Source organism: Chryseobacterium sp. NG-CE01 (assembly GCF_055695505.1).
Genome location: NZ_CM146369.1, coordinates 2,018,964 through 2,042,877, shown reverse-complemented (window position 1 = coordinate 2,042,877; position 23,914 = coordinate 2,018,964). Strand labels below are relative to the sequence as shown.

The window sequence follows — 23,914 nt, the reverse complement described above, 5'->3', positions numbered from 1 at the left end:
TTAGAATCTTTTTTATTGAAGTTTTCAGTTTTAATCGAAAAGAGACTGGTCCCTTTCGGGCAGTCTCTTTTCTTTTTAAAACATTAAGGATTTACAATTACTTCCAGCCTCCGCCTAAGCTCTTATAAATATCCACAACTGTACTCAGCTGTTTTTGTTTAGCTTCCACCAGCTCCATTTTTGCATCCAGGGCGTCTCTCTGATTAAGAAGAACTTCCAGATAATCGGCCCGCGAATTCCTGAACAGCTGGTTCGCTATATCTATTGATTGTTCCAAAGCCTGGGTTTCATCAGACTTCAGCTTATAATACTGATCTATATTTTTTACTTTCGACATCAGATTGGCAACATCCAGATACGCATTCAGAATGGTTTTATCATATTCGTACAGCGACTGGATCTGTCGTGCATCAGCAGTCTGAAAATTGGCTTTGATCGCGCTTTTGTTAATAAGCGGGCCTGCCAGTTCACCAGCAAGACTTGCAGCCATCGACTCCGGTAATTTTACAAGATAGGAAGGCTTAAAGGCCTCCAATCCCAGTGTTGCGGAAATTTCCAATGTCGGATAAAATTCTTTTCTTGCTGCTTCAACATCAAGTTTTGCTGCTTTCAGCTCGAGCTCTGCCTGTTTAATGTCGGGGCGGTTTGCCAGAAGCTGAGAAGGAATTCCTGTATACACCGTTTGCGGAATCATAGACATAAAATCACCTTTTGAGCGTACAATAGTTTGCGGATAACGCCCACAAAGTGCATTGATCTGATTCTCTTTTTCGATAATCTGCTGCCGGATGGTATATTCTGTGGCTTTTGATTTGGCAAGCTCCGCTTCAAATTTTTTAACCGCCAGTTCGGTAGCCGCAGCGGCTTCTTTCTGGATTTTTGAAATTTCCAGTGCTTTTTGCTGTAACTTCGTGTACTGCTGAATAATATCAAGCTGATTATCTAAAGCCAAAAGTTCATAATAACTGTCGGCAACTTCTTCAATTAAATTAGAAAGAACGAAATTCTTGCCTTCTACCGTTGAGAAATAATGTGCGATTGCAGATTCTTTTTCCGTTCTCAGCTTTTTCCAGATATCGATTTCCCAGTTGGCGGTCAGGCCTCCTTCAAAATTACCAAGTGGATCAGGAACTTCTTTTCCGGGCTCAATTTCTGTGGAGGCATCACCGGCTCCTTCGCTAGTGTAACGTCCGACTTTACTTACTCCCGCTCCGCCACCTGCAGAAACAGTTGGTGTTAACCTTCCTTTTTTAGCTAAAACTCCACTCTTTGCGATTTCAATCTCCTGCAAAGTGATCATCAGCTCCTGATTGTTTTTTAAAGCGGTTTCAATTAAAGCCACTAAATTAGGATCTGTAAAAAATTGTCTCCACGGTGTTGTTCCGCTGTTATTGGTGGCGTCACCAAGATCTTCCTTATTAAAATTCTGAGGAATATTTTCTTTCACCTCGTCTTTCACTACGGTTGCCATTGGCGCTTTACAGCCTGTTAAAACAAGCGATAAGGCAATGGCTGCTATATATCTTTTATTATAAATCTTCATGTTTGTCGTCGTGTTGGTACGGTTCTGTTTGTTCTGTCAAAGGATTTTCCTCTTCATATCTTGCAAGTCTCGATTTATCGGCGATGGTTCCGAAGATGTAATACAATCCCGGGATAATCATTAATCCGAAAATAGTTCCGATTAACATGCCTCCTGCTGCGGCTGTACCGATGGTGCGGTTACCAATTGCACCAGGTCCGGTCGCCATTACCAACGGAATCAAACCTGCGATGAATGCAAATGATGTCATCAAAATCGGACGGAAACGTATTGCCGCTCCTTCAATCGCAGCCTGCGCTACAGGAATTCCTTCTTCTGCCTTTTTCTGAACGGCAAATTCTACGATCAACACGGCATTTTTACCGAGAAGACCAATCAGCATGACCATTGCTACCTGAGCGTAAATGTTGTTTTCCAGTCCTAATAATTTCAGACATAGGAAAGCTCCGAAAATACCTGTCGGCAATGATAAAATTACAGGTAACGGAAGAATGAAACTTTCATACTGTGCAGAAAGTATTAAATAAACGAATCCTAAACACACCAGGAAGATGAAAATAGCTTCATTGCCACGGCTAACCTCGTCTTTGGAAATACCCGCCCAGTCGATCCCGAAACCTCTCGGAAGGGTCTTATCCGCCACTTCTTTGATCGCTGCAATAGCCTGTCCTGAACTGTAACCCGGAGCTGGAGTACCACTCACCTCGGCAGAATTATACATATTGTGTCTGGTGATCTCCGAAAGACCGTACACTTTTTCCAGATGCATAAAATCTGAATACGGAACCATCTGTTCTTTATCATTTTTAACATAAAGCTTTAATAGATCACTCGGCAATGCACGATATTGCGGACCTGCCTGTACAATTACTTTATAAGGTCTGTCGAAACGGATGAAACTTGTCTCATAATTGGAACCAATTAACGTCGATAAATTATCCATTGCGTTTTCAATCGTTACCCCTTTCTGTTCGGCAAGATCATTATCCACTCTTAACATGTACTGGGGGAAACTCGCGGAATAGAAGGTAAATGCTGACCCCAGTTCAGGACGTTTTTTCAGTTCTCTTACAAAGTCGTTACTTACCTGTTCCATTTTCTGGTAATCCCCGCTTCCCGCTTTATCAAGCAGACGAAGTTCAAAACCACCTGCTGCACCATAACCGGGAATGGAAGGCGGCTGGAAGAATTCTATATTTGCACCGGGAATATTTTTCGCTTTTTCTTCAAGCTTTTCTATAATTTCGGCAGCAGATTCTTTACGGTCTTCCCAGCTTTTAAGGTTGATCAGACATGTCCCTGAATTCGAGCCTGTACCTTCTGTAAGAATTTCGTAACCTGCCAGTGAAGAAACAGACTGTACGCCATCAATATCTTCAGACTCTCTCAATAATTCTTTGGCAATCTGATTGGTTCTTTCCAACGTAGAACCCGGAGGCGTCTGGATAATTGCATAGATCATCCCCTGATCTTCTGCCGGAATAAATCCGGAAGGCAATGAGTTGCTTAAAAAGAACGTACAAGCACAAAATGCCAATAATAAAGGCAAAGTGATTGTTTTTTTCTTCACCGTTTTGTTCAGCATTTTCTCATACTTTCCTGCTCCTTTATTAAATAATCCGTTGAATTTATCAAGGAAAATAGTAACCGGAGTTCTTCTTTTTGCTTTTCCGTGGTTGTTTTTTAAGATTAAAGCACACAAAGCCGGAGTTAAGGTTAAAGCTACAACTCCTGAAAGAATGATTGCAGAAGCCATCGTGATGGAAAACTGACGGTAAAATACCCCAACCGGACCAGACATGAACGCAATCGGAATAAATACAGATGCCATTACGAGAGTAATTGCGATAATCGCTCCACTGATTTCATGCATGGCTTCTTCTGTAGCTTTTAACGGAGATAAATGCTTCTCCTCCATCTTCGCGTGAACCGCTTCAATAACCACAATCGCGTCGTCTACCACAACCCCGATCGCCATTACAAGAGCAAATAAGGAGATCATATTTAATGTAATTCCGAAAGCGGACATGACTGCGAAAGTACCGACCAACGAAACCGGAACCGCTAATGCAGGAATCAACGTAGAGCGCCAGTCTCCTAAAAATAAGAATACTACAATTGCCACTAAAATAAAAGCTTCAAAAAGCGTGTGAACTACTTTTTCAATAGATGCATCAAGGAATTTTGATACGTCGTAACTGATGTCATAATGCATTCCTTTTGGGAAAGTGGTTTTCTGCAATTCCTCCATCAAAGATTTTACATTCTTGATAACATCACTTGCATTGGAACCGTAGGATTGTTTTACTGTAATCGCCGCAGAAGGTTTACCATTCAATGTGGAGTAAATATCATACATCGAAGAACCGAATTCTATATCGGCAACATCCTTCAGTCTGATAAACTCTCCGTCTGGTTTTGCTTTAAGAATGATATTTCCGTAATCCTTTTCATTATTAAAACGACCAGGATATTTTAGAATATATTCAAATGACTGCGATCTTTTCCCGGAACTTTCCCCGGTTTTCCCAGGAGAAGCTTCCAAACTCTGCTGATTGAGCGACTCCATTACTTCGTCTGCAGAGATGCTGTACGCTGTTAATCTGTCCGGCTTCAGCCAGATACGCATTGCATATTCTCTGGTACCGAGTATATCTGCGAAACCTACACCACCTACCCTTCTCAATTCAGACATTACATTGATGTCTGCATAGTTGAAAAGGAATTTCTGATCGGCTTTAGGGTCATCACTATACAGGTTAATGTACATCAACATGTTAGGTTCTTCACGGGTAATTTTCACCCCTTCACGCACTACAAGAGGCGGAAGCTTGTTTACTACTGAAGAAACACGGTTTTGTACGTTTACTGCTGCTACATTCGGGTCGGTTCCTAAATCAAAAACCACCTGAATGGATGCTTCCCCGTCGTTTCCGGCGTCGGAAGTCATATATTTCATACCCGGCACCCCATTTAATCCTCTCTCCAAAGGAATTACAACAGATTTGATGAGCAATTCGTTGTTAGCTCCCGGGTAATCCGCTGTAATATTTACTTTTGGCGGAGAAATGGAAGGAAACTGGGTAACCGGTAATTTCACAAGGGACAAAACTCCCATAAATACGATAATCAAAGAGATTACGATAGACAGAACAGGTCTGCGAATAAATTTCTTAAACATAATTACTTACTTCATTGAGAGTTCTACTCAGCTTTTAATTTTAATGATTGAAGAACTTTTTTCGGATCCTGAACTTTTGTTTTAACTTTCTGATCGTCTTTTACCTTCTGAACTCCTTCCAATAAGATTTTATCTCCGGTTGAAAGTCCTGAAGCCACTACATAAACATCAGGCAGCTCATAAGCGATCTTAATATTTTTAGACCTTGCCACGCCGTTTTTATCCACCACGAAAACGTATTTCTGATCCTGAATTTCGTAGGTTGCTTTCTGAGGAATGATTAAAGCATTTTTTAAGGGTAAAGTCATTCTTACTTTTCCTGTTTCTCCGTTTCTCAGAAGTTTATCCGGATTAGGAAATTTTGCTCTGAATGCAATATTTCCCGTTTCACTGTCGAATTCTCCTTCAATGGTCTGAACCTGGCCTTTTTGAGGAAAAATATCTCCGTTTGCCATTACAAGATCTACCGAATTGCTCCCTCTGGAAGCTACATTTCTCTGGTAGTTAAGATATTCCGGTTCGGAAACGTTGAAATACGTATAGATATCATTGTTATCGGAAAGTGAAGTCAAAAGGTCACCTTCATCTACCAGGCTTCCCAGTTTCAAAGGAATTCTGTCGATAATTCCTGAAAACGGCGCTTTAATGTCGGTAAATGACAGGTGAATCTGTGCTAACTTTGCTTCTGCATTGGCTGCATCTAATTTAGCTTTGGCCATCGCTCTTTCGTTTTTGGAAACAATGTTATTGCTTGCCAATGTACTTGCGTTTTTCAGTTCAATCGTAGCCTGGGCAACTTCTGCCTGGGCTTTCAGTAATTCTGCCTGATATAATTTGGGCATAATTCTGAATAAAGTCTGTCCCTGACGGACGAACTGACCTTCGTCTACAAAGATTTTCTCGAGAAAACCTTTTTCCTGTGCACGAACTTCGATGTTCTTTACAGATCTGATCTGCGCCACATATTCTTTGTCAATCACCGTATCCATCACCACGGGTGAGGTTACGGGATAAACTGCGGCTTCTTCTTTTTCTTCTTTTTTGTTGTTACAACCTGTGAACAATAAAATACTGCTTAGCGCAATGCCTGCGACAACTCTTTTGATCATAATTCTAGAGTTTATATAAATCGTTAATGTTTTAAATAGGAAAATTGGCAATAGGAGTTTAGCGATGTGATGATTACCGGCAAACACAACGCAGGTTATTTCTGCTAAATAATCAGCAGAAAAAAAATAATCGGAAATGTGATTTTAAATTCTGATAGAACGGATCAGAATGAATTTTTTAATAGTAGCAAACTCTGATAGGTAGCCGTGAATGGTAGGCTTTAATTTTTTAAAGCTTTTTAAACCGAAAATATAAACCAATGTAAAAACACTGGCAAAGACCATTACAGCCTCAAAGGTATCCGACAGCTGAAAGTTATCTTCCGCGAGTTCTAATGAGTAAGTATTGCTTATATCATCAGAAGTCTGCTGCATAGACCGTTTTTCGTAGGTCTGGTTTAAACGGTTGGCTTTTTTGGGTAAATTCTGAGAGGTATGCGTATAATCATTACGTAATGTTCTGACATTAATTTTACTTTCCACTACAAACAGCAGAAAAAGTGTTGTCAAAAAGTATACGATATAATTTCTCATAATTTCAATGCACAAATGTAGGTTTTAGGTTGATTATCTCTCAAGAGAAAACCAATATTTATTTAAAATGTTAACAATATTTAACACTTCTTTAAATTCGCTGAATTGCCCATATCAGTAGCATTTTTTATTATTGAAAAAATTATAAAAATTTAGTTTTCAATATTTTGCAAAAGATCATTTTTAATATTAATTTTTATGGCATCGTATTTGCTTAAAGTTGAAACATTAAATATTACGTTAAAATGTTAATTTTTCATAAAGTCACAAAGCTGGATTGTTGATAATGTATTGGTTAATCCTCTATATACTTATTAAGCTATGGTGAATTATTTATGCATAATTTATCAGGTATCTTCGGAATGGCTCTATTGAAAGCAGATCATACAAAATCCCTTTCTATCAACAGCCTAAAACAAAAATGCAGAAAGTTTGAGTTATTTATATTTAAAATATAATTATTAATATTTTATAAAAAATTAACACATTTTCTTTAATAAAACCGTAAATTTATAATCATTTAACACCATAATCAATATATCCACAAAAACAAAATATTATGAAAAATATCTTTCGAATAAGCATTGTTTTAGCCATATTCACATTGAGCTCATGTAAGCATCAGGCTAAGGAAGAAGAAGTTAATATGCAGAATCTTACTGATTCAGAACCTATAGACCAAGATAAAATCACAAAAGATATTTTTACGGACGCTTATGGTGACAAACTCGAAGTTACCCTTAATGAAACCCAAAATACGGTAATTGTGCGGCATGACGGCAAGATCTACGAAATGAAAAAAAGTGACGAACAGCCGGAATATACTGCCGGAAATGCAGATTACCAATATTCTGATATACGCGGGGAGGTAACTTTCATGAGAAAAGGCTACAATATCGTGCTGTTTCATCACAAAAAAGACAAACCATCTTCTTCCGGCACTAAGATGGCTTCGTATTAATTGATCATCATCATTATATCATAAAAGAGACACTTTTGCCAGACGGAAGTGTTTCTTTTTTATTTCTTTTTGTAGATCGTACAGCAGATAAGCAGAACGATGTTGACAATAACTGCAAAAGCGTTAGAAAGTATAATAGGAAGCTCATCTTTTATAAATCCGTACCATACCCAAAGAGAAAGTCCGGAAATGAGAACCAGAATCATGGTCCACGAGAGATCTTCAGCATTCTTTTCTTTTAAAACTTTAATTAACTGCGGGATCATAGATACCGATGTCAGAATTCCTGCAATAATACCCAAAGTATTTTCGTCCATATTTTATCTTTATTCATGATAAGAAAATTCTGTACCGTTATGAATTATCTGGAACCGAATCTTTCAAGAGAAACCTCGTGGTGAAGAGGAATATCTTTTTCAATATAATCATATAAACTTTTTGAAAAATAACAGCCATTCAGAATTCCTCTCGCACCAAGCCCGTTAAAAACATACATGTTTGCATGATCGTTATGCTTCCCGATAATCGGACGTCTGTCTTTTACTGTCGGCCTGAATCCGAAATTAACTTCTTCAATGCTGAAATCAAACGGATAAAATTCCTTTAGTCCTTTGGTGAGCTGATCTACTGCTGAAGAATCTATTTCATAATGAAGCTGTTCCCGGTCATAAGTACCGCCATAGAAATAAGTACTCTCCTGAATCGGAAAGAGAAAGTGCTTTTTCTTAATGGTAATATTTTCCGGTAGCGGCTGAGAAAGGTTAACCTTAATCTGATGTCCTTTGTTAGGATTAACAGGAATATCTGAAAAGAAAGGATTTTCTTTGACTCCCATACCTTCGCAAAATAAAATATTTTTAAACCTATAATTTTTATAGGTCTGATCGGCAGTATTAAGATCTGAATAAATAAATTTTTCTTTGATAAAATATTTATGGTTTTCTAAAAAAGCGAATAAACCGGTAAAAAATCCGTTAACATCGAGTCTGGTGGACTGTTTAACCTTTCCAGAATTAAAATCATTTTTTACCCCTTTTAAACGAGCGAAATTTTGATCTAAAAAATTTATCAGGTCATCATTTGATGATTTTTTAAGCCAAAGCTGCTGTTCGTTTTCATCATGGAAAATTCTGTGAATCGGCGCATTAATCAAATAGTTGTGTCCTGTATATTTTTCGATCTCCTCTAATGTTTCTTTTAAGAAATTAATCTGTTCCTGCGCTTTCCAAAATGTGGTAAACTTTTTCAGCACCACCGGGTTCACAATACCTGCCGAAACCCGGGAGGCACTTTGCTTACCCTCCGAGAAAAGAACGAACGATTTATTATTTCTGATAAGCTGATGAGCAAAGAAAAGAGCAGCATAGCCGTCTCCCACAATAATATAGTCTACATTTTCCATAACAAAAAAACCTGAGTAAAAATACTCAGGTTTTCTATAATTATCAAGTGAAATCTTAGTAATTCCACATATCATTTTCCATTTGCAGGATTTGTGACTTGATTCTGTCACTTTCTTCCAGCTGCTCATCAGCATCTCTTGGGATATAGTCTTTGATAACTCCATCACCAAGTCCTGTTGAAGATTTGAAAATTACAGAAGAAAATCTTCTTGCATTGATCAAGTCGTCGAAAGAAAGATCTGCAGAGGTATTTTTTCTGTTATACACATAGTTGTTAGCTAAAATATCTCTTGCGTTTGGATAGTATACCCAGAAAAGGTCGATAAGATCATTAGCACCTTCAATAGGTTGTCCGTCAGGACCTACTCTACCAATCATTTGCGGATCTGGTCCCATTGCAGCGATTCCTAAAGGTCTGTATTTTAACTGTCCGTCTCTCTTGTCAATAAACCACATACCGAAAACTTTTAAAACTTTAACTTTATCAGTTGTAGTTTCATAAATGTCGGTAAGTTCTTTTTTCTCCTGCTCGGTCAATTGACGCCCACTATTGAGAATATTCACCGCTTCATCATCAACACGTACACTCACCAATCTGTCTTTGATCTGTTGAGGAGTAAGTCTTACAACAAAGTTTTCATCATCATACACTTCAGTGATGTCGCCGTTCATGGCACCATCAAGTAAAAGCTTATACAAAGATTTTGTCTCTGAAGATAGTAATCCATCCGGATTATTATAATAGAAAGGCTGATTGATTTTGTCATTCATATCAATAACCTCCCAAACAAACATGCTTTTCAGGACATCTTTATCATCAACAAACCCGTATTCCAAAGGTTTAACTTTTTTGTCGATAACAGTATCTCCAACTTTCATTTTGTTCTCAGCTCTCAATTTTCTGAATTCTTCAGGAGAAGAAGCGTTCAGGATAGTCTGGGAAAATGCGAATCCCGAAACTAATACTAAAAAACTGCTAATATATTTTTTCATAATTCTTTATTATTGAACGTTAATTAATACAGGTGAAATATTTCCAACTTTATACTCTCCTAAGCCAACAGCCGTAGCTTTAATATCAAAGATATACACACCGTCACCAGGTCTTAAATTTCTGAATAATCCAGCAGCGTCCTGCAGTGAGTTACCCTGTACCTGTAATGCAGCTCTACCCGGAATTCTCACCATGAACGAAGTTACATTAAATGTTACCGGGAAATCAAAATCAGGAATAACTGCCTGAAGTTGTTGATTAGCAACTGAAGTTGCAGGCATCGGTAATGAATTTTTACCTCTAATCTGACCTTGTGGAGGTGGAATATTCTTGATTCTGTATTCAAATACCTGCGAAATTGATTTTCCGTAAGGATCAGTTCCTGATAATGTAAGTTTAAGAACATTTCCCGCACCAGGTTTTACATTCCATTTACCAGGTCCTGTACTCTTAACTGTAGCTCCCGGAGCAGATAATGAAAGTTTTGCATTGTCGGCACCTAAGATAGAACCTGAAACAGGATTCTCAAGACCTCTGTACATTACGTTCATTTTATCCGCTGAAAGCAATAAGCCTTTTTGAAGTTTAACTTCCTGAGGACCGGCAATTACATTATAAGTATGTGTGAAAGGGAAGTTTTGAGCTTTTCCTGTCGCATCAGTTAATGTAATATTTCCGCTAAAAGTTTTCTGTCCGATTCCGCTAGTATTAAGATTTGCATAACCTTTTCCGTTTTCCTGTCTGCCTACTCCAGAAATGCTGATCTTATTGCTGTTTGAATAGTTTCCTAACATTACAACTGCTTCAGCCGGTTTTCCTGCAACTACATCAACAGGCGCAGAAACGATAGCTTCATAGCTTGTAAATTTGATACTTGCATCTACTTTTTCCTGTAGCATTAATGCCAATGCATCAGACTGAACGTTTCTTGCATCATTCTGGATAATTTCTAAGTTAGAAATTGCAGCAATTAGCGGCTGGTGATAAAACTTGTTTTGGAACCAGGTTTTGTCATTTGGAGATTTTCCTTTTGGATATTCAGCAATTAATGATTTATTAGCTCTTTCAACTAAGTCTTTCAATTGAGGATTGTTTCCAAAAGTTGCATTAATGTAATTTCTCACATCATCAATTTTAGCTTTTAAGTCCAACGCACCTTTTGACGGCGTGTTTTCATCTCCTTCTTTGAAAAAATATTCAGTTGTTGCTTCATTATTATTAAGCGCTGCAAAGTTCTCACTTACATCTACATCTTTTCCTTGCGCATCTTTATCATGAAACTCTGATTTCTTTTTAAGAGCATTTTTAATATCCTGTGCAGATTTTACCAAAACATTGATCTTATCTCTAAGAACCTGATACTGTGCCCATGGTTGAGCATAGGTATCCGGAACCTGCTGGGCTTTCGCTTCAAGAGTTTTTTCAAAAATCTTTTCGTTTTTTCTTTCAGTTAAAGTTCTTGTTTCATTAAGAGCTTTAGTAGAGTCATAGTATGATCTGATGATTTCCGCATCAATATTTAGGGCCATCATAGCGATGAACACCAAATACATCAGGTTGATCATCTTCTGACGAGGTGTCTGTTTTCCTGCTGCCATTCTCTTTTCTTTGTTTTTTATTAAGTAGTTAAATTAAAATGGTTTGGGAAATTAAGACTTCATAGCAGTCAACATACCGCCATAAACTCTGTTTAAATTGTTTAAGTTTGAAGTTAAACCTTGTAGTTCTTGATTGAATTTTTCTGATTGTTCAGCAGACTTCTGCATATCCGCTACGTATTTATTAGCAAACTCAGATTGTTTTTTAGTGCTTTCCATCTGCATTACATATAGTGCGTTCATGCTTTCCATATGCTGAGCTGCTTTATTCAACTGCTCGTTATATTTATGAGTAGAAGCAGAAACGTCAACAGTCTGGTTGATCTGATCTACTGAACTTGAAAATTTATCGATTCCTGTTCTTAATCTTTCAAATAACTGAACATCAAGTTTAGCATCTGCAAGCATTTTATCTAATTTAGTTGAAAGAGAGTTTTCTAATTCAGCAAACTGAGCAGAATTGCTTTTGGATACATTTGAGTGTAATGGATTAGGGTTTGCGTGCTTATCTAATAATTCAGGATAAACATTTTCCCAAGCATAAGACTCCTCAGATTTTGGCGGGTCGAAGGCGAAAATAATAAAGATGATCGCTTCTGTGATAAGTCCCACTGTAAGGGCTATGTTTCCGTTGATTGGTCCTAAGGTAATGTGAGTAATTTTAAGCCAAGCTCCAAGAATTACAATTGCAGCACCGAATGAATAGAAGAAATTCATCCAAGCATCTTTAGTCTTAAACATATAAGTTAGTTTTTTTAGTGTTAAATAAATTGTTATTGAAAATAAAAATGGTTTGAGAATTATCTGTTAATTTTTCTTGGCTTAACAGCAGCTTCCGGAATATCCTGTACGGTTCTGAAACCGATGTAGCTTCTTGCGGAATCTTTTCTTTCCCAATCTCTTGTACCATTCATCAACATGTATCCTACATCTTTCCAAGAACCACCTCTTACTGATCTTTTTGTATCAACAAGGTCTTTTGTAGAAGGGTTTAAAGTAGATGAGAATCCGTATGAAGAATTGTTATAAGCAGATGCCGTCCATTCAGAAACGTTTCCGGCCATATCATATAAACCATATCCATTCTTCTTAAATTTCTTCACCGGAGCAGTATATGTATAAGTACCTTTTTTGTTGTCTTCCATGTAATCTCCTCTCTTTGGTTTGAAGTTTGCCAGGTAGCAGCCTCTGTCGTCCATTAGATAAGGACCACCCCAAGGATAGGTAGCATTTTGTAGTCCGCCTCTTGCAGCATATTCCCATTCGATTTCGGTTGGAAGTCTGAACTGCAATGGTCTTTGTTTTTTTCTTTTTAAACTTTCGTTATAGTCAGATTTCAATTTAGATCTGAAATTACAGTAAGCTCTTGCCTGATCCCAGGTAACCCCTACAACAGGATAATCTTTGTAAGCTTTGTGCCAGAAATATTGTTCAAACAATGGCTCGTTATAAGCAAAATGGAAATCTTTTACCCAAACTGTTGTATCAGGATAGATAGCAATGCTTTCGCTTCTCAGGTAATTTACACCTCTTTCTTTTTCAGCCATTGCAACATCCATATCTCCCCATCTGTAAGTATATTTAAGCTTACTAACGTCAAGGATTCTTTCATTACCAACTCTTGAAGAAGCAGGTAAATACATTGATTCAAGAACTTCTGCATATTCTACGTCTGGATATTTAGACGTATTCCAATGCAATGGAACTTTCCAGTCAATTTTTTTGGTAGGATCGAAAGTACTTTCGTCTCCGCCTCCCTGTGCTTCTAAATATTCCTGATATGGTGTTAAGTTTTCTTCTTTTTGAGCAAGATATGCGTAATCTCCTATGCTTGTTCCTCTTCCTTTACCTTCCCCGCCTTCTCCGGCAGCTTCAGCAAGAAGGGTTCTTGCGATAGAATCTCTTACATAATTGATAAATACTCTATACTCAGCATTGGTAGTTTCTGCTTCATCCATGAAGAAAGAAGAAACAGTAACTGTTTTTGCCTGAGCTTTTTCAGGACTGTTTGTAAAGTCCTGATCAGTTAGCCCCGCAACAAATGATCCTGCAGGAATTGCAACCATGCCGTATGGTCTTTCTGCAACAAATGATTTTGTTTTTTCTCTTGGTATCAACTCTCCTTTTGTTCCTGGTTTCCCCACAGAAGAAGTACCACCACCTGAACAAGATACCGACGCTACTGACGCAGACAATAATAAAAGAAATATCCTTTTCATGTTAATTTTTATAATTAAGCCGTAAATATATAATTTTTTTAAGAAACTTTTAAGATTTTTTTTGAAATAACGAAAGAAATCTAAATTTATTTTATTTACAAGTATTTTTTATTCCACAGTTACAGATTTTGCAAGGTTTCTCGGCTGGTCAACATTGGCTCCTCTGTATACTGCAATATAATATGCCAACAGCTGTAAAGGCACAGACGCAATAATAGGTGAGAAACATTCTGACGTTTCAGGAATCTCGATAACATAGTCTGACATCTCGCTTACCTGAGTATCCCCGCGGTTTACAACAGCGATTACTTTTCCTTTTCTTGCCTTAATTTCCTGAACGTTGCTTACAATTTTATCATAATGTCCTTTTTTCGGAGCGATAATAACAATAGGCATATTTTCGTCGATCAAAGCAATAGGACCATGTTTCATTTCAGCTGCCGGATATCCTTCTGCGTGGATATAAGAAATTTCCTTAAGCTTTAAAGCTCCTTCCAGTGCTGCAGGATAATTGTAGCCTCTTCCTAAATATAAGAAATTTGTTGCCTGAACAAAGTCTTTTGCGATATCTTGTACGAGCTCGTGGGTAGAACTTAGTACATCCTCGATTTTTTTAGGAATAGCATCAAGTTCAGCAATTAAGCTCATAAAATCTGCATTTCCTAAATTTCCGTTATGTTTACCTAGTTTAAGAGCAATTAAAGAAAGAATTGTAAGCTGTGCTGTGAAAGCCTTTGTGGAAGCTACTCCGATTTCCGGACCTGCATGCGTGTATGATCCTGCATCGGTGATTCTTGCAATAGATGAGTCTACAACGTTACAGATCCCGTAAATAAATGCGCCTCTTTCTTTTGCGAGTTTCAGTGCAGCCATGGTATCTGCAGTTTCTCCGGACTGGGAAATTGCAATAACAACATCTTTATCTGTAATGATAGGATTTCTGTATCTGAATTCGGATGCATATTCTACTTCAACAGGAATTCTTGCATATTCTTCTATAAGATATTCTCCTATAAGTCCTGCATGCCATGAAGTTCCACATGCAATAATGATGATTCTGTTAGCATTTTTGAATTTTTCGATATGATCCCAGATTCCGGCCATTTTGATAACACCTTCGTCTACCAAAAGTCTTCCTCTCATCGTATCGTGCACAGATTTTGGCTGTTCGAAGATTTCTTTCAGCATAAAGTGTTCATATCCGCTTTTCTCAATCTGTTCAAGACTTAGTTTAAGTTTCTGAATTTCAGGAATAATTTTGGAGTTCTCAGTAATTGTTCTGATATCTACTCCGTTTTCCAATGAAATTGTAGCCATGTGACCTTCTTCCAGATAGATAGCTTCTTTTGTGAATTCTACAAATGGAGAAGCATCTGAAGCGATAAAATATTCTTTATCACCAATACCGATGGCTAATGGAGACCCCAGTCTTCCAACAACAAGTACACCGGGATAATCTTCATGCATAACAGTAATTGCATAAGCTCCGTATACTTCATTTAAAGCATACCTTACAGCAGTAGGGAAATCCGTTTCAGCATTAAGATCCATGAAATACTGAATCAGGTTTACTAAAACTTCTGTATCTGTCTCAGATTTGAAAGTGAATCCTTTTCCGGTAAGCATTGTTTTAATGGTATCATAATTTTCGATGATTCCATTATGAATAATAGCAAGCTTGCCGTTATTAGATAAGTGAGGGTGAGAATTTCTGTCACTAGGAACTCCATGAGTTGCCCAACGCGTATGTCCCATCCCGATTTTAGCCTTTCCTTTCAGCTGACTGGAAATATTCACCAGATCTTCAACTTTACCTTTTGTTTTTTCAACTTCAAGTTTATTGTTTCCGTCTTCCAAAACGATCCCGGCACTGTCGTACCCTCTGTATTCTAATCTTCTAAGACCGTTAATTACTATATCGTAAGCGTCCTGAAAACCTGTGTATCCAACGATTCCGCACATAATTATATCAAGTGTTTAAGTGTGTTTAAGTGTAAGTGTATTGCTGTTAATTTTTATTTTTTTCCGTAAGTAACCATCAACTTTACCTTGTTAGGGTCTGTTGTATTTGTACCTGTAAATACCGCTCTTCTGGTATCATAAGAAGAAGTGGTAGATTTATACCCTATATAACTTGTCCCGTCTGAATTTCTTTCAAATGATCCTAAATCAATTTTGAAATATTTGGTTTCGGTTTTATCCGTTGACGGTTTGCTTTCCGGTTCAATCATCTCTTTTATAGACTGTGTTACTACAAAATCATAATACGTAATATCTTTGTCTACATCGTAAGCTCTAAAAATTGTATATCCGGGTGCTCCTGCCAGTTTTAACAAATCGTTTGTAAAGTTTGATTTAACTTTAGTACTAGAGCTTGGATCGACATATCTTCGGAGTAATGTGAATTCTGTAGGTTTTTTATATTTTGCATTGTTCCAAACGGGATCTACATACATTCTTATTTTAGCGCTGATGATTCCTACCTTTTCTTTTGATACTTTATCTTTAAGTTTAGTAATAGTAGTTTCAGGGATTTTAACACCAATAGAATTCCCTCCCATTGCTTGAGTATAAAGTTTTGCATCACCAGTTACACTGTTATATCCGGCACTTTCTACTGCAGAACCCGTTCTTCCATATTGATATTGACCTATGTGGGCATTTCCTGCCCCTAATACAAATGAGTAAGAAGTCTGGGGTCTTGTTGTGGTACCGTTTTCCGTTTTATCATATTTATAATACATGATCATCTCCATATCATTAGGAGAAAACTGGAAGAGATATCCGTCTGATTCAGTTACAGAAACTCTTAATCCTCTAAAATGTCGGATAAAGTTGGAAGCATCCTGAAGCTCTGGCTGATCTTTTTTAGCAATAATTTTATTCTGGAAGAAAGTTTTATCCAATGGAATCCTTATTCCAGGTGTCGAAGCTGTAAATAAAGCTGCTCCGCCGTCATCTTTTGTAATGACTACAGAACTTACATTTCCATTAAATACTTTAGAGCCCAATACATTAATATCAAAATCAAAAACATCGTTAGACTTTACCGTATCAGATGCTGATTTTAGGAAAGTTTTTACTTCATTCACGTTTATGGTTAAATTTCTTTTTGCTTTCCCGAACTTTAAAACAGGATATGTATTTACAACTTTTTTAGCATTAACAGCACCATCAGCTGCTGTAGTGTAAGTATAATTGTCATCTACAGTATTTGTTGTAACAGAATCTGAAGCAAACCTCGGTTTTACAACCAATACTACAGAATCTACAACAGCATTGGTTCCGAAGTCCGGATCGTATGTTGATAACTTAACCTGAGTAAGATACGATGCCTTCTGCATTCCGAATTGACTTTCATTAAAAGCACCCAGAACACCATAAGTGAGTTTTGCAGCATCGGTACGGATGGTATCATTATTGTTGATGTTATAGGCAATAACATCAAAGTCCTCCACATTACCCTGTGCAGCACCGTCTAAAAAAAGCTGCTCGCCCAACGTATCTGCATCCGGTTCACAGTTATAAAGTAATATACTTCCCAAAACCACCATAGAAATTGCGGTGATTGACTTTTTAATAGTATGAATCATTAAAAATGTGTTTTTTAATAAAGTTGATTAATAGAATCCACGTCCAGATATTCCGATTTCGGGGTTGAAGTTTCGTTGAAAGCCTGATCCAGATCTTCATCCAAAAATTCATCGCCTTTTACGACCATATCTACATAGCTCATACTTTCGGCAACAAAAGTTTTTACGCTTGGATTATTTAACGCTTTAAGGCCCGAAATATTATCGAATTTCAGCTTTTCGTCAATATTTGAAGCCAAAGGAGCATCCTTTTCATTATATAAAGAAAGAACGATCTTAGCATCTTTGAAGTAAGTATCGGATTCGTAATATGTTTTAAGGTAGATTGGAACGAAAGAAGACATCCATCCGTTGAGATGAATAACATCGGGCACCCAGTTGAGTTTCTTGATGGTTTCGATTACGCCTCTGGCAAAGAAAATAGCTCTTTCATCGTTATCGTCAAAAGGGGTTCCTTCATCATCAAAATAATATTGCTTTCTTTTGAAATACTCTTCATTATCGATAAAGTACACCTGAAGTCTTTCTCCCGGAAGAGACGCTACTTTAATAATAAGAGGCTGGTCAAGATCATTGATAATGATATTCATTCCCGACAGACGGATCACCTCATGAAGCTGGAATTTCCTTTCACTTATTTGTCCAAATCTTGGCATAAAAACTCTTACATCATTGCCTTCATTGTGCATCTTAAGTGCCATTTTGTTTACCACTGCAGCCATATTTGTATCTTCCTGATATGGATACATCTCTGTAGTAATGTACAGTATTTTTTGATTCGGCATAAACTTCTATCTAATTTTTGTAAAAATGCTTTAATGCGCAAAATTACGAAAAAACATTCAACATTAGTTTAATTAACATTTTTTTACGATAATTCACCATCTGAAATTACGAAAACTACGTTTAAGGGTATCATAACTATATGATATTTTTAGTATTTTTGAATTACTATTAAAATAAACTATGGAAGTTTTAAAAAGCAAGAAGATTCTTCAGGATTTCATTGAAAGACAGAAAGAAATGGGGAAGAAAATAGGTTTTGCGCCCACTATGGGAGCCCTTCACGATGGCCATCTTTCGCTCTATAAAATGGCAAGGGATGAGAATGATTTAGTGGTTTCATCAATTTTTGTTAATCCAACTCAATTCAACAATCCTGAAGATCTTGAAAAATACCCGAGAGACATCAACCGGGATATTTCAATTCTCGAAAAATCAGAACTCGTAGATGCTGTTTACATCCCGGAAGTCACTGATATTTATCCTGAAAAGACAGAAAGTCTCCATTATGATTTCGATGGACTGGAAGCTGAAATGGAAGGAAAGTCCAGACCGGGGCATTTTGACGGGGTGGGAACAGTGGTAGAAGAACTTTTCAGACAGGTAAAGCCGGATAATGCGTATTTTGGTGAAAAAGATTTTCAGCAGCTTGCCATTATCAAAAAAATGACTGAGAAGAAAAAACTTCCGATTAAAATAAAAGGTGTACCTATTTTCAGAGCAGAAAGCGGACTTGCTTTGAGTTCCAGGAATCAAAGACTTGATAAAGACCGCAGAGAAGCCTCTAAAATCATCTATGAAACCCTGAAAAAAGTAAATGAATGGTTTCGTGTATTAACAATTGACGAAATCAAACAGCGTGTACAGGACGTTTTTGATCATCAGAGAGGAATGCAGCTTGAATACTTTCTGATTGCCGATGAAGAAACATTAAAAGAAACGGATTTTTTCTATAAAGACAGAAATTTCAGAGCATTCATTGTGGTGGTGGTAGACGGAATACGGCTGATTGATAATATACATCTGGATTAAGATTTAGGTTTATTTAATTTAAAATTCGAATATCAAATACAGCGTTGCTTTTTTAAGTGGCGCTCTTTTTGATTTAAAGAATATTAAGAATAAAGAAAATAAAAAATCAAAGGCCTCCTGAGGGAAGCCTTTGAAACACCAAATCACAAAATATTAATATGAAAAAAATTTACTTTTCAGTAAACTTGTGACCCGGCTGGGATTCGAACCCAGGACCCATACATTAAAAGTGTATTGCTCTACCAGCTGAGCTACCGAGTCGGCCACAATTAATAATGATAAATATAAATAAAATTTTTATTCTCAGTATTAATTATTTCAATTTCTGCATTGTGCCTGCGACTGGACTCGAACCAGCACATCCTTAGGAAACCACCCCCTCAAGATGGCGTGTCTACCAATTTCACCACACAGGCAAATAAAATTACAAAAATCCAGTAATTTTTTGCTAGTGACCCGGCTGGGATTCGAACCCAGGACCCATACATTAAAAGTGTATTGCTCTACCAGCTGAGCTACCGAGTCGGCCACTTTATTATCAAGTTTTCATTTGAATAATGTCCCTTGTTTTAAGTGGTGCAAAGATATAGCTTTTTTTTATTTCTCAAAACTTTTTTGCAAATTTGTTTAAAAAAAATTCATGATAATTTCACTGGTCGGATACATGGGAAGTGGCAAATCTCACATTTCCAAAATATTAAGCGAAAAACTAAATTTCAGACTTATTGACCTCGATAAAGAGATTTCTAAGCGAAATAAATTAACCATTCCTGAAATATTCGCAAAAAAGGGAGAAATCTACTTTAGAAAGCTTGAAAGGGAGGCACTGGAAGAAATTCTGGCCACTGAAGAGAATCTCGTTCTGAGCCTGGGCGGAGGTACTCCTGTATACTACAATAACATGGAAATTATTAACAGTAATTCAAAGAGTGTTTTTTTACGGGCTTCCGTAGGAACTTTAGCCGAAAGATTATCTAAGCAGAAGGAGAAACGCCCGCTCATTGCCAACATTTCAGATGAAGACCTCCCGGAATTTATTGCCAAGCATTTATTTGAGAGAAATGCTTTTTATGGCAAGGCACAGTTTCAGGTAAATACTGATTCCAGAGAACCAGAAGAAATTGTGACAGAAATAATAGAAAAGCTCTATCTCTAGAGCTTTATCTTCATTCTTTATCTTCAGTGCCGTCGTCATTCTTTTCCCCGAAAAAATCGTCCCAATCGGTAAAGTCGGAAGAAATATCATTTTCTACATAATCATCCATATCTCTTCTGTCTTTTTTCGTAGGTCTTCCCTCCCCTTTGATTCGGTAATAATCCTGGGATATTTTGCGCATTTTCAGAAGTTCGTACTGCTCTTTATCCGTCACATCCTTGATGTGAAGCGGAACCAGTTTGGCTCCTATCCTGCTTTTAGGAATTTGGATGACCTTTATTTTATAATCAATCTGATTTTTACGGATCTTTATTACATCTCCTTCTTTTACCTCTTTAGAAGACTTCACCACCGATTCACCAATGGAAACCCGATTCTTTTTAATTTCCTCCGTAGCGATGGTTCTGGTCTTATAAAAACGAATGCTCCATAAAAATTTATCTATTCTCATAATTTTTTATACTTTTGCCGTTATATTATCTGTAAAGTAATTAAAGTTTTTGAAATGAAAAAAATATTTTTATATATCCTTGCGGGATCTCTCTGTTTCTCTGCATGTAAAAAGGATGATGAGGTTGAAACTTTTGTGGAGCCTGAAGACGTAGCAGTAAGAAATTCTTATGACGACCAGGCCATACAGAAATTCATGGAAAATAATTATCTTGATGCGCAGGGAAATATAAAAGCGTTCAGCTCAACAGACGCTTCTGATGACAATGAGAAGAAACTGTCTGAGCTTAACCCGGTAAAACTTCCTTCAGGAGTAATTTACATCGTCAGAAACGGAGCGCAGCCATCTCCCGGAGTAATCCTTGAAACTAACTCCGAAGCAACTAACGCAACACAGATCAGGGTGATGATGAGAGCAAACTACTATCTTGCATCAGAAAATGACGGAAATGTTTCTTTTGGTGCTGAAGGAACTCTTTTAAATACTGTAAACGGTTCCGGATCTCCAACAACCGATCCGCCATATTATTATGTAAAAAAGAACGTTCTTGACAACGCTACTACCAATGCTGCAAAACAGAGAAACTATTATGAAATTGAAGGTCTTCAGGAAGGATTAAAATACTTTAAAGGATATGCCAATAAAAACGATGGTGATCCTTACAATTTGCAGGGTGTAATTATTGTACCGTCAAGAGCTGCATTTGCAAGGGATGCGCATTACAATTATACTGGATTTTCGCTCAAAAACAATTGCTTTGTTTTCAATTTTGAAATTTATAAAGCCAATGTGAGACCAGAGCTTGAGAAATAAATAAAAAAACGCTTCAGATTTTGAAGCGTTTTTTTATGATTTATAATCATGAGTTATTTTTTACGTTTCCTAAAATATCCGGGAAGTAATGATCTGAAAGATGATCAAACTCATCACCTCTCATAAACATTGTCGCGTCAACTTCCTCATAAGAACTTCGCCCCGCTGCAGCAATAAGCTCATTACACGTATGAAGCGTATTTTTATGGAAATGATATACCCTCTCAGCTTTATCGGTAACATCGAGGCCTTTTATCAGCATTTTATCCTGAGTGGCAACACCGGTAGGACAGTTGTTAGAATTACATCTTAATGCCTGAATACAACCCAGCGAGAACATAAAACCTCTTGCATTGTTGCACATATCCGCTCCCATAGCTACCGCCCGCAGAATATCCAGACTTGTTAAAACCTTTCCGCTGGCAATAACGCGCAGCTTATTTCGCAGGTTGTATGTTTTCAATGTCCTGTTTACGAAAATCAGGGCCGGTTCCAACGGCATTCCTACTCCGTCTGAAAATTCAGGCGGTGCTGCTCCGGTTCCTCCTTCTGCGCCGTCCACGGTAATGAAATCAGGATAAATCTTTAATACATTCATCTGAACACAGATGTCCTCAAACTCTTTTGTATCGCCTATGCACAGCTTAAATCCGACAGGCTTTCCTCCGGAAAGCTCACGAAGCTGCTGTACAAATTTTAATAATCCTGCTGCGTCAGAAAATGAAGAATGGGATGGCGGAGAGATAATTGTCATTCCCGGTGTAACGTGACGAATCTTTGCAATCTCCGGAGTATTTTTCACTCCAGGTAAAACACCGCCGTGCCCAGGCTTTGCTCCCTGGGAAAGTTTAATTTCGATCATTTTCACATTCGGAAGTTTGGAGTATTTTGCGAACAGTTCAGGATTAAATTTTCCTTCATCATTCCGGCAGCCGAAGTATCCGGTCCCGATCTGCCAGCAGAGATCACCTCCTTCAAGATGATAAGGAGAAATCCCTCCTTCTCCCGTATTATGGTAAAAATTTCCTTTTTTGGCACCTCTGTTCAGTGAAATCTGGGCACGGTCACTCAAAGACCCGAAACTCATTGCTGAAATATTCAACAAAGAAGCATGATAAGACTGCGTACACTGTTCCCCTCCTACCCAAACCCTCGGAAGTTCTTCAGAAGGCGACTTTGCGTAAATGGAATGCTTGATTCCCTCATATTTCCGGTGGTTAACTTCCAGCTGGGTTCCGAAAGCAACGGTATCGCCTAAATTTTTGGCTCTTCGGTACACTGCAGAACGCTGATTTCTGGGAAAAGGTTTGCCGTCTGTTTCTCTTTCAATAAAATATTGCTGCATCTCCGGTGAAATGCTTTCGAAGAAATACCTGAAATATCCCAATACCGGAAAGTTTCTCAGAATCGCATGTTTGGTCTGATAGGTATTATAAACTCCTAGCGAATAAACGGCGGTCAGGAGAATAGGTATCCAATAATGCGCCCTGATCAGTAATGCCACAACCCAGGTAACGATCACCAATACCAATCCCCAAGATAAAAACTTATCTCTCATTTCTACTATTTTTCTATAAAGATAAAGATTATAAAAGATTTAATTTTTAAATATAATAATCTAATATTCCGCAGACTTTCTTAATGTCTTAAAGAAAACAAATGCATTAGCTTAATTTTCAGTTATTTATAAATACAAAAATTTTTCCAGATTACAATTATGAATTAAAAAAATGAATTCTTGTGGTAATTAAAACAAAATAATTTTAATTCATAAAAAAATAATTGCGTAAATTTGAGCGTTTGTTACCATCGATGGAAAATCAAAATAGAGATATGATAAAATTTGACAACAAAGTTCTAATTGTTGGCGCGAGCGGGTTTGGTAAGGAAACACTTATGTGTTTAAGTGACTGTATTGCCGGTACAGATTTAAAATTAGAAGATATAACCTGCTTTATGGAAACGGATGAATTTTGTAATGACACAAAAACAGTTCATGGAATTTCTGTAATTACCGAGGACCAATTTAATCCAGCTGACTACGATGTCGTGATCGCCATAGGAGATCCCAAAATTCGAAAAACAGTCGTTGAAAGACTTCCAAAGGAAACAAAATATACTACATTGATTCATCCTTCAGCAATAATTTCCAAGTATGCTGAAATCGGTGAAGGTAGTATAATCACAGCAGGAACAATTATTACTACAGACATTAAGATTGGCAAGCATGCCCATTTAAATTTGCTTACGACCATTGGACATGACTGTAAAATCGGGGATTATTTTACGACAGCACCTTCAACCAATATCAGCGGAAATTGTGAAATTGGAGACAATGTTTATTTCGGAACAAGTTCATCTATAAAACAAGGAATAAAAGTTTGTGATAATGTAACCATCGGGATGGGTGCAATTGTTGTTAAAGATATCCGTGAAGAAGGAGTTTATATCGGAAGCCCTGCCAGAAAACTATAAAACCAAAATAATTGCCCAAAGGCAAGAATGATAACAGGGGCATTTTGCCCCTTTTTTTGTATAAAGAGT

At 37.4% G+C, this 23,914-nt stretch carries 20 protein-coding genes and 3 tRNA genes; 5 read left to right on the top strand and 18 right to left on the bottom strand.

Features of this window, described 5'->3' with window-relative positions:
• Positions 1-97: 97 nt before the first annotated feature.
• From ACYT6F_RS09755 to ACYT6F_RS09740, 4 genes are all read right to left on the bottom strand, one after another.
• Positions 98-1,543 carry a TolC family protein gene (locus ACYT6F_RS09755; RefSeq protein ID WP_472600987.1) on the bottom strand — a complete coding sequence of 482 codons (1,446 nt, stop codon included), beginning with the start codon at positions 1,541-1,543 and terminating at the stop codon, positions 98-100.
• Entirely contained in the window at positions 1,530-4,724 is a 3,195-nt protein-coding gene (locus tag ACYT6F_RS09750) for an efflux RND transporter permease subunit (protein WP_472600986.1), read from the bottom strand. Before ACYT6F_RS09750 ends, ACYT6F_RS09755 begins: the two co-directional genes overlap by 14 nt.
• A 23-nt stretch (positions 4,725-4,747) precedes the next feature.
• Entirely contained in the window at positions 4,748-5,830 is a 1,083-nt protein-coding gene (locus ACYT6F_RS09745) for an efflux RND transporter periplasmic adaptor subunit (protein WP_472601109.1), read from the bottom strand.
• Positions 5,831-5,977: 147 nt separating this feature from the next.
• Positions 5,978-6,367 (bottom strand): hypothetical protein, encoded by a 390-nt coding sequence (locus ACYT6F_RS09740; RefSeq protein ID WP_472600985.1) that lies wholly within the window; start codon positions 6,365-6,367, stop codon positions 5,978-5,980.
• A gap of 559 nt (positions 6,368-6,926) precedes the next feature.
• Between ACYT6F_RS09740 and ACYT6F_RS09735 the strand changes: the two genes are divergently transcribed.
• Positions 6,927-7,328: a hypothetical protein gene (locus tag ACYT6F_RS09735; protein WP_472600983.1), complete on the top strand. Its 402-nt coding sequence runs from the start codon at positions 6,927-6,929 to the stop codon at positions 7,326-7,328.
• 59 nt (positions 7,329-7,387) lie between these two features.
• Here ACYT6F_RS09735 and ACYT6F_RS09730 read toward each other — a convergent pair whose 3' ends face one another.
• The 9 genes from ACYT6F_RS09730 to ACYT6F_RS09690 form a co-directional block, all read right to left on the bottom strand.
• The gene (locus ACYT6F_RS09730; protein ID WP_472600982.1) at positions 7,388-7,645 is read right to left on the bottom strand and encodes a SemiSWEET transporter; all 258 of its coding nucleotides are present in this window, start codon (positions 7,643-7,645) and stop codon (positions 7,388-7,390) included.
• Positions 7,646-7,689: 44 nt separating this feature from the next.
• Complete coding sequence (locus ACYT6F_RS09725; protein ID WP_472600981.1) at positions 7,690-8,730, bottom strand: NAD(P)/FAD-dependent oxidoreductase; 1,041 nt, start codon at positions 8,728-8,730, stop codon at positions 7,690-7,692.
• 55 nt (positions 8,731-8,785) lie between these two features.
• Complete coding sequence (gene porN / locus ACYT6F_RS09720; RefSeq protein ID WP_472600980.1) at positions 8,786-9,724, bottom strand: type IX secretion system ring subunit PorN/GldN; 939 nt, start codon at positions 9,722-9,724, stop codon at positions 8,786-8,788.
• Between the two features lie 9 nt (positions 9,725-9,733).
• The gene (gene porM, locus ACYT6F_RS09715) at positions 9,734-11,323 is read right to left on the bottom strand and encodes a type IX secretion system motor protein PorM/GldM (protein ID WP_472600979.1); all 1,590 of its coding nucleotides are present in this window, start codon (positions 11,321-11,323) and stop codon (positions 9,734-9,736) included.
• Positions 11,324-11,374: 51 nt separating this feature from the next.
• The gene (porL, locus tag ACYT6F_RS09710) at positions 11,375-12,064 is read right to left on the bottom strand and encodes a type IX secretion system motor protein PorL/GldL (protein ID WP_472600978.1); all 690 of its coding nucleotides are present in this window, start codon (positions 12,062-12,064) and stop codon (positions 11,375-11,377) included.
• A 59-nt stretch (positions 12,065-12,123) separates the two neighbouring features.
• On the bottom strand, positions 12,124-13,542 hold the full coding sequence (gene porK / locus ACYT6F_RS09705) for a T9SS ring complex lipoprotein PorK/GldK (protein WP_472600977.1): 1,419 nt from the start codon (positions 13,540-13,542) through the stop codon (positions 12,124-12,126).
• A gap of 108 nt (positions 13,543-13,650) precedes the next feature.
• On the bottom strand, positions 13,651-15,504 hold the full coding sequence (gene glmS, locus ACYT6F_RS09700; RefSeq protein WP_472600976.1) for a glutamine--fructose-6-phosphate transaminase (isomerizing): 1,854 nt from the start codon (positions 15,502-15,504) through the stop codon (positions 13,651-13,653).
• 53 nt (positions 15,505-15,557) lie between these two features.
• The gene (locus tag ACYT6F_RS09695) at positions 15,558-17,135 is read right to left on the bottom strand and encodes a DUF4270 family protein (protein ID WP_472600975.1); all 1,578 of its coding nucleotides are present in this window, start codon (positions 17,133-17,135) and stop codon (positions 15,558-15,560) included.
• Positions 17,136-17,149: 14 nt separating this feature from the next.
• A complete protein-coding gene (locus tag ACYT6F_RS09690; RefSeq protein ID WP_472600974.1) occupies positions 17,150-17,920 on the bottom strand; it encodes a glycogen/starch synthase in 771 nt (256 codons plus the stop codon).
• A gap of 181 nt (positions 17,921-18,101) precedes the next feature.
• On the opposite strand from ACYT6F_RS09690, the gene panC reads away from it, so the two are divergent.
• Positions 18,102-18,950 carry a pantoate--beta-alanine ligase gene (panC, locus tag ACYT6F_RS09685; protein ID WP_472600973.1) on the top strand — a complete coding sequence of 283 codons (849 nt, stop codon included), beginning with the start codon at positions 18,102-18,104 and terminating at the stop codon, positions 18,948-18,950.
• A 188-nt stretch (positions 18,951-19,138) separates the two neighbouring features.
• Here panC and ACYT6F_RS09680 read toward each other — a convergent pair.
• From ACYT6F_RS09680 to ACYT6F_RS09670, 3 genes are all read right to left on the bottom strand, one after another.
• Positions 19,139-19,211 (bottom strand) — tRNA-Lys (locus ACYT6F_RS09680).
• A gap of 72 nt (positions 19,212-19,283) precedes the next feature.
• Positions 19,284-19,366 (bottom strand) — tRNA-Leu (locus ACYT6F_RS09675).
• Between the two features lie 36 nt (positions 19,367-19,402).
• Positions 19,403-19,475 (bottom strand) — tRNA-Lys (locus ACYT6F_RS09670).
• 115 nt (positions 19,476-19,590) lie between these two features.
• Between ACYT6F_RS09670 and ACYT6F_RS09665 the strand changes: the two genes are divergently transcribed.
• On the top strand, positions 19,591-20,106 hold the full coding sequence (locus tag ACYT6F_RS09665) for a shikimate kinase (protein WP_472600972.1): 516 nt from the start codon (positions 19,591-19,593) through the stop codon (positions 20,104-20,106).
• 10 nt (positions 20,107-20,116) lie between these two features.
• On the opposite strand, the gene ACYT6F_RS09660 is transcribed toward ACYT6F_RS09665, so the two are convergent.
• On the bottom strand, positions 20,117-20,557 hold the full coding sequence (locus ACYT6F_RS09660; RefSeq protein WP_472600971.1) for an RNA-binding S4 domain-containing protein: 441 nt from the start codon (positions 20,555-20,557) through the stop codon (positions 20,117-20,119).
• 54 nt (positions 20,558-20,611) lie between these two features.
• Here ACYT6F_RS09660 and ACYT6F_RS09655 point away from each other — a divergent pair, with 54 nt between their 5' ends.
• Entirely contained in the window at positions 20,612-21,370 is a 759-nt protein-coding gene (locus tag ACYT6F_RS09655; RefSeq protein ID WP_472600970.1) for a hypothetical protein, read from the top strand.
• 46 nt (positions 21,371-21,416) lie between these two features.
• On the opposite strand, the gene ACYT6F_RS09650 is transcribed toward ACYT6F_RS09655, so the two are convergent.
• Positions 21,417-22,928, bottom strand: a complete 1,512-nt coding sequence (locus tag ACYT6F_RS09650; RefSeq protein ID WP_472600969.1) for an FMN-binding glutamate synthase family protein — start codon at positions 22,926-22,928, stop codon at positions 21,417-21,419.
• A gap of 275 nt (positions 22,929-23,203) precedes the next feature.
• Here ACYT6F_RS09650 and ACYT6F_RS09645 point away from each other — a divergent pair, with 275 nt between their 5' ends.
• A complete protein-coding gene (locus tag ACYT6F_RS09645) occupies positions 23,204-23,845 on the top strand; it encodes a NeuD/PglB/VioB family sugar acetyltransferase (protein WP_472600968.1) in 642 nt (213 codons plus the stop codon).
• The last annotated feature ends 69 nt before the right edge of the window (positions 23,846-23,914 follow it).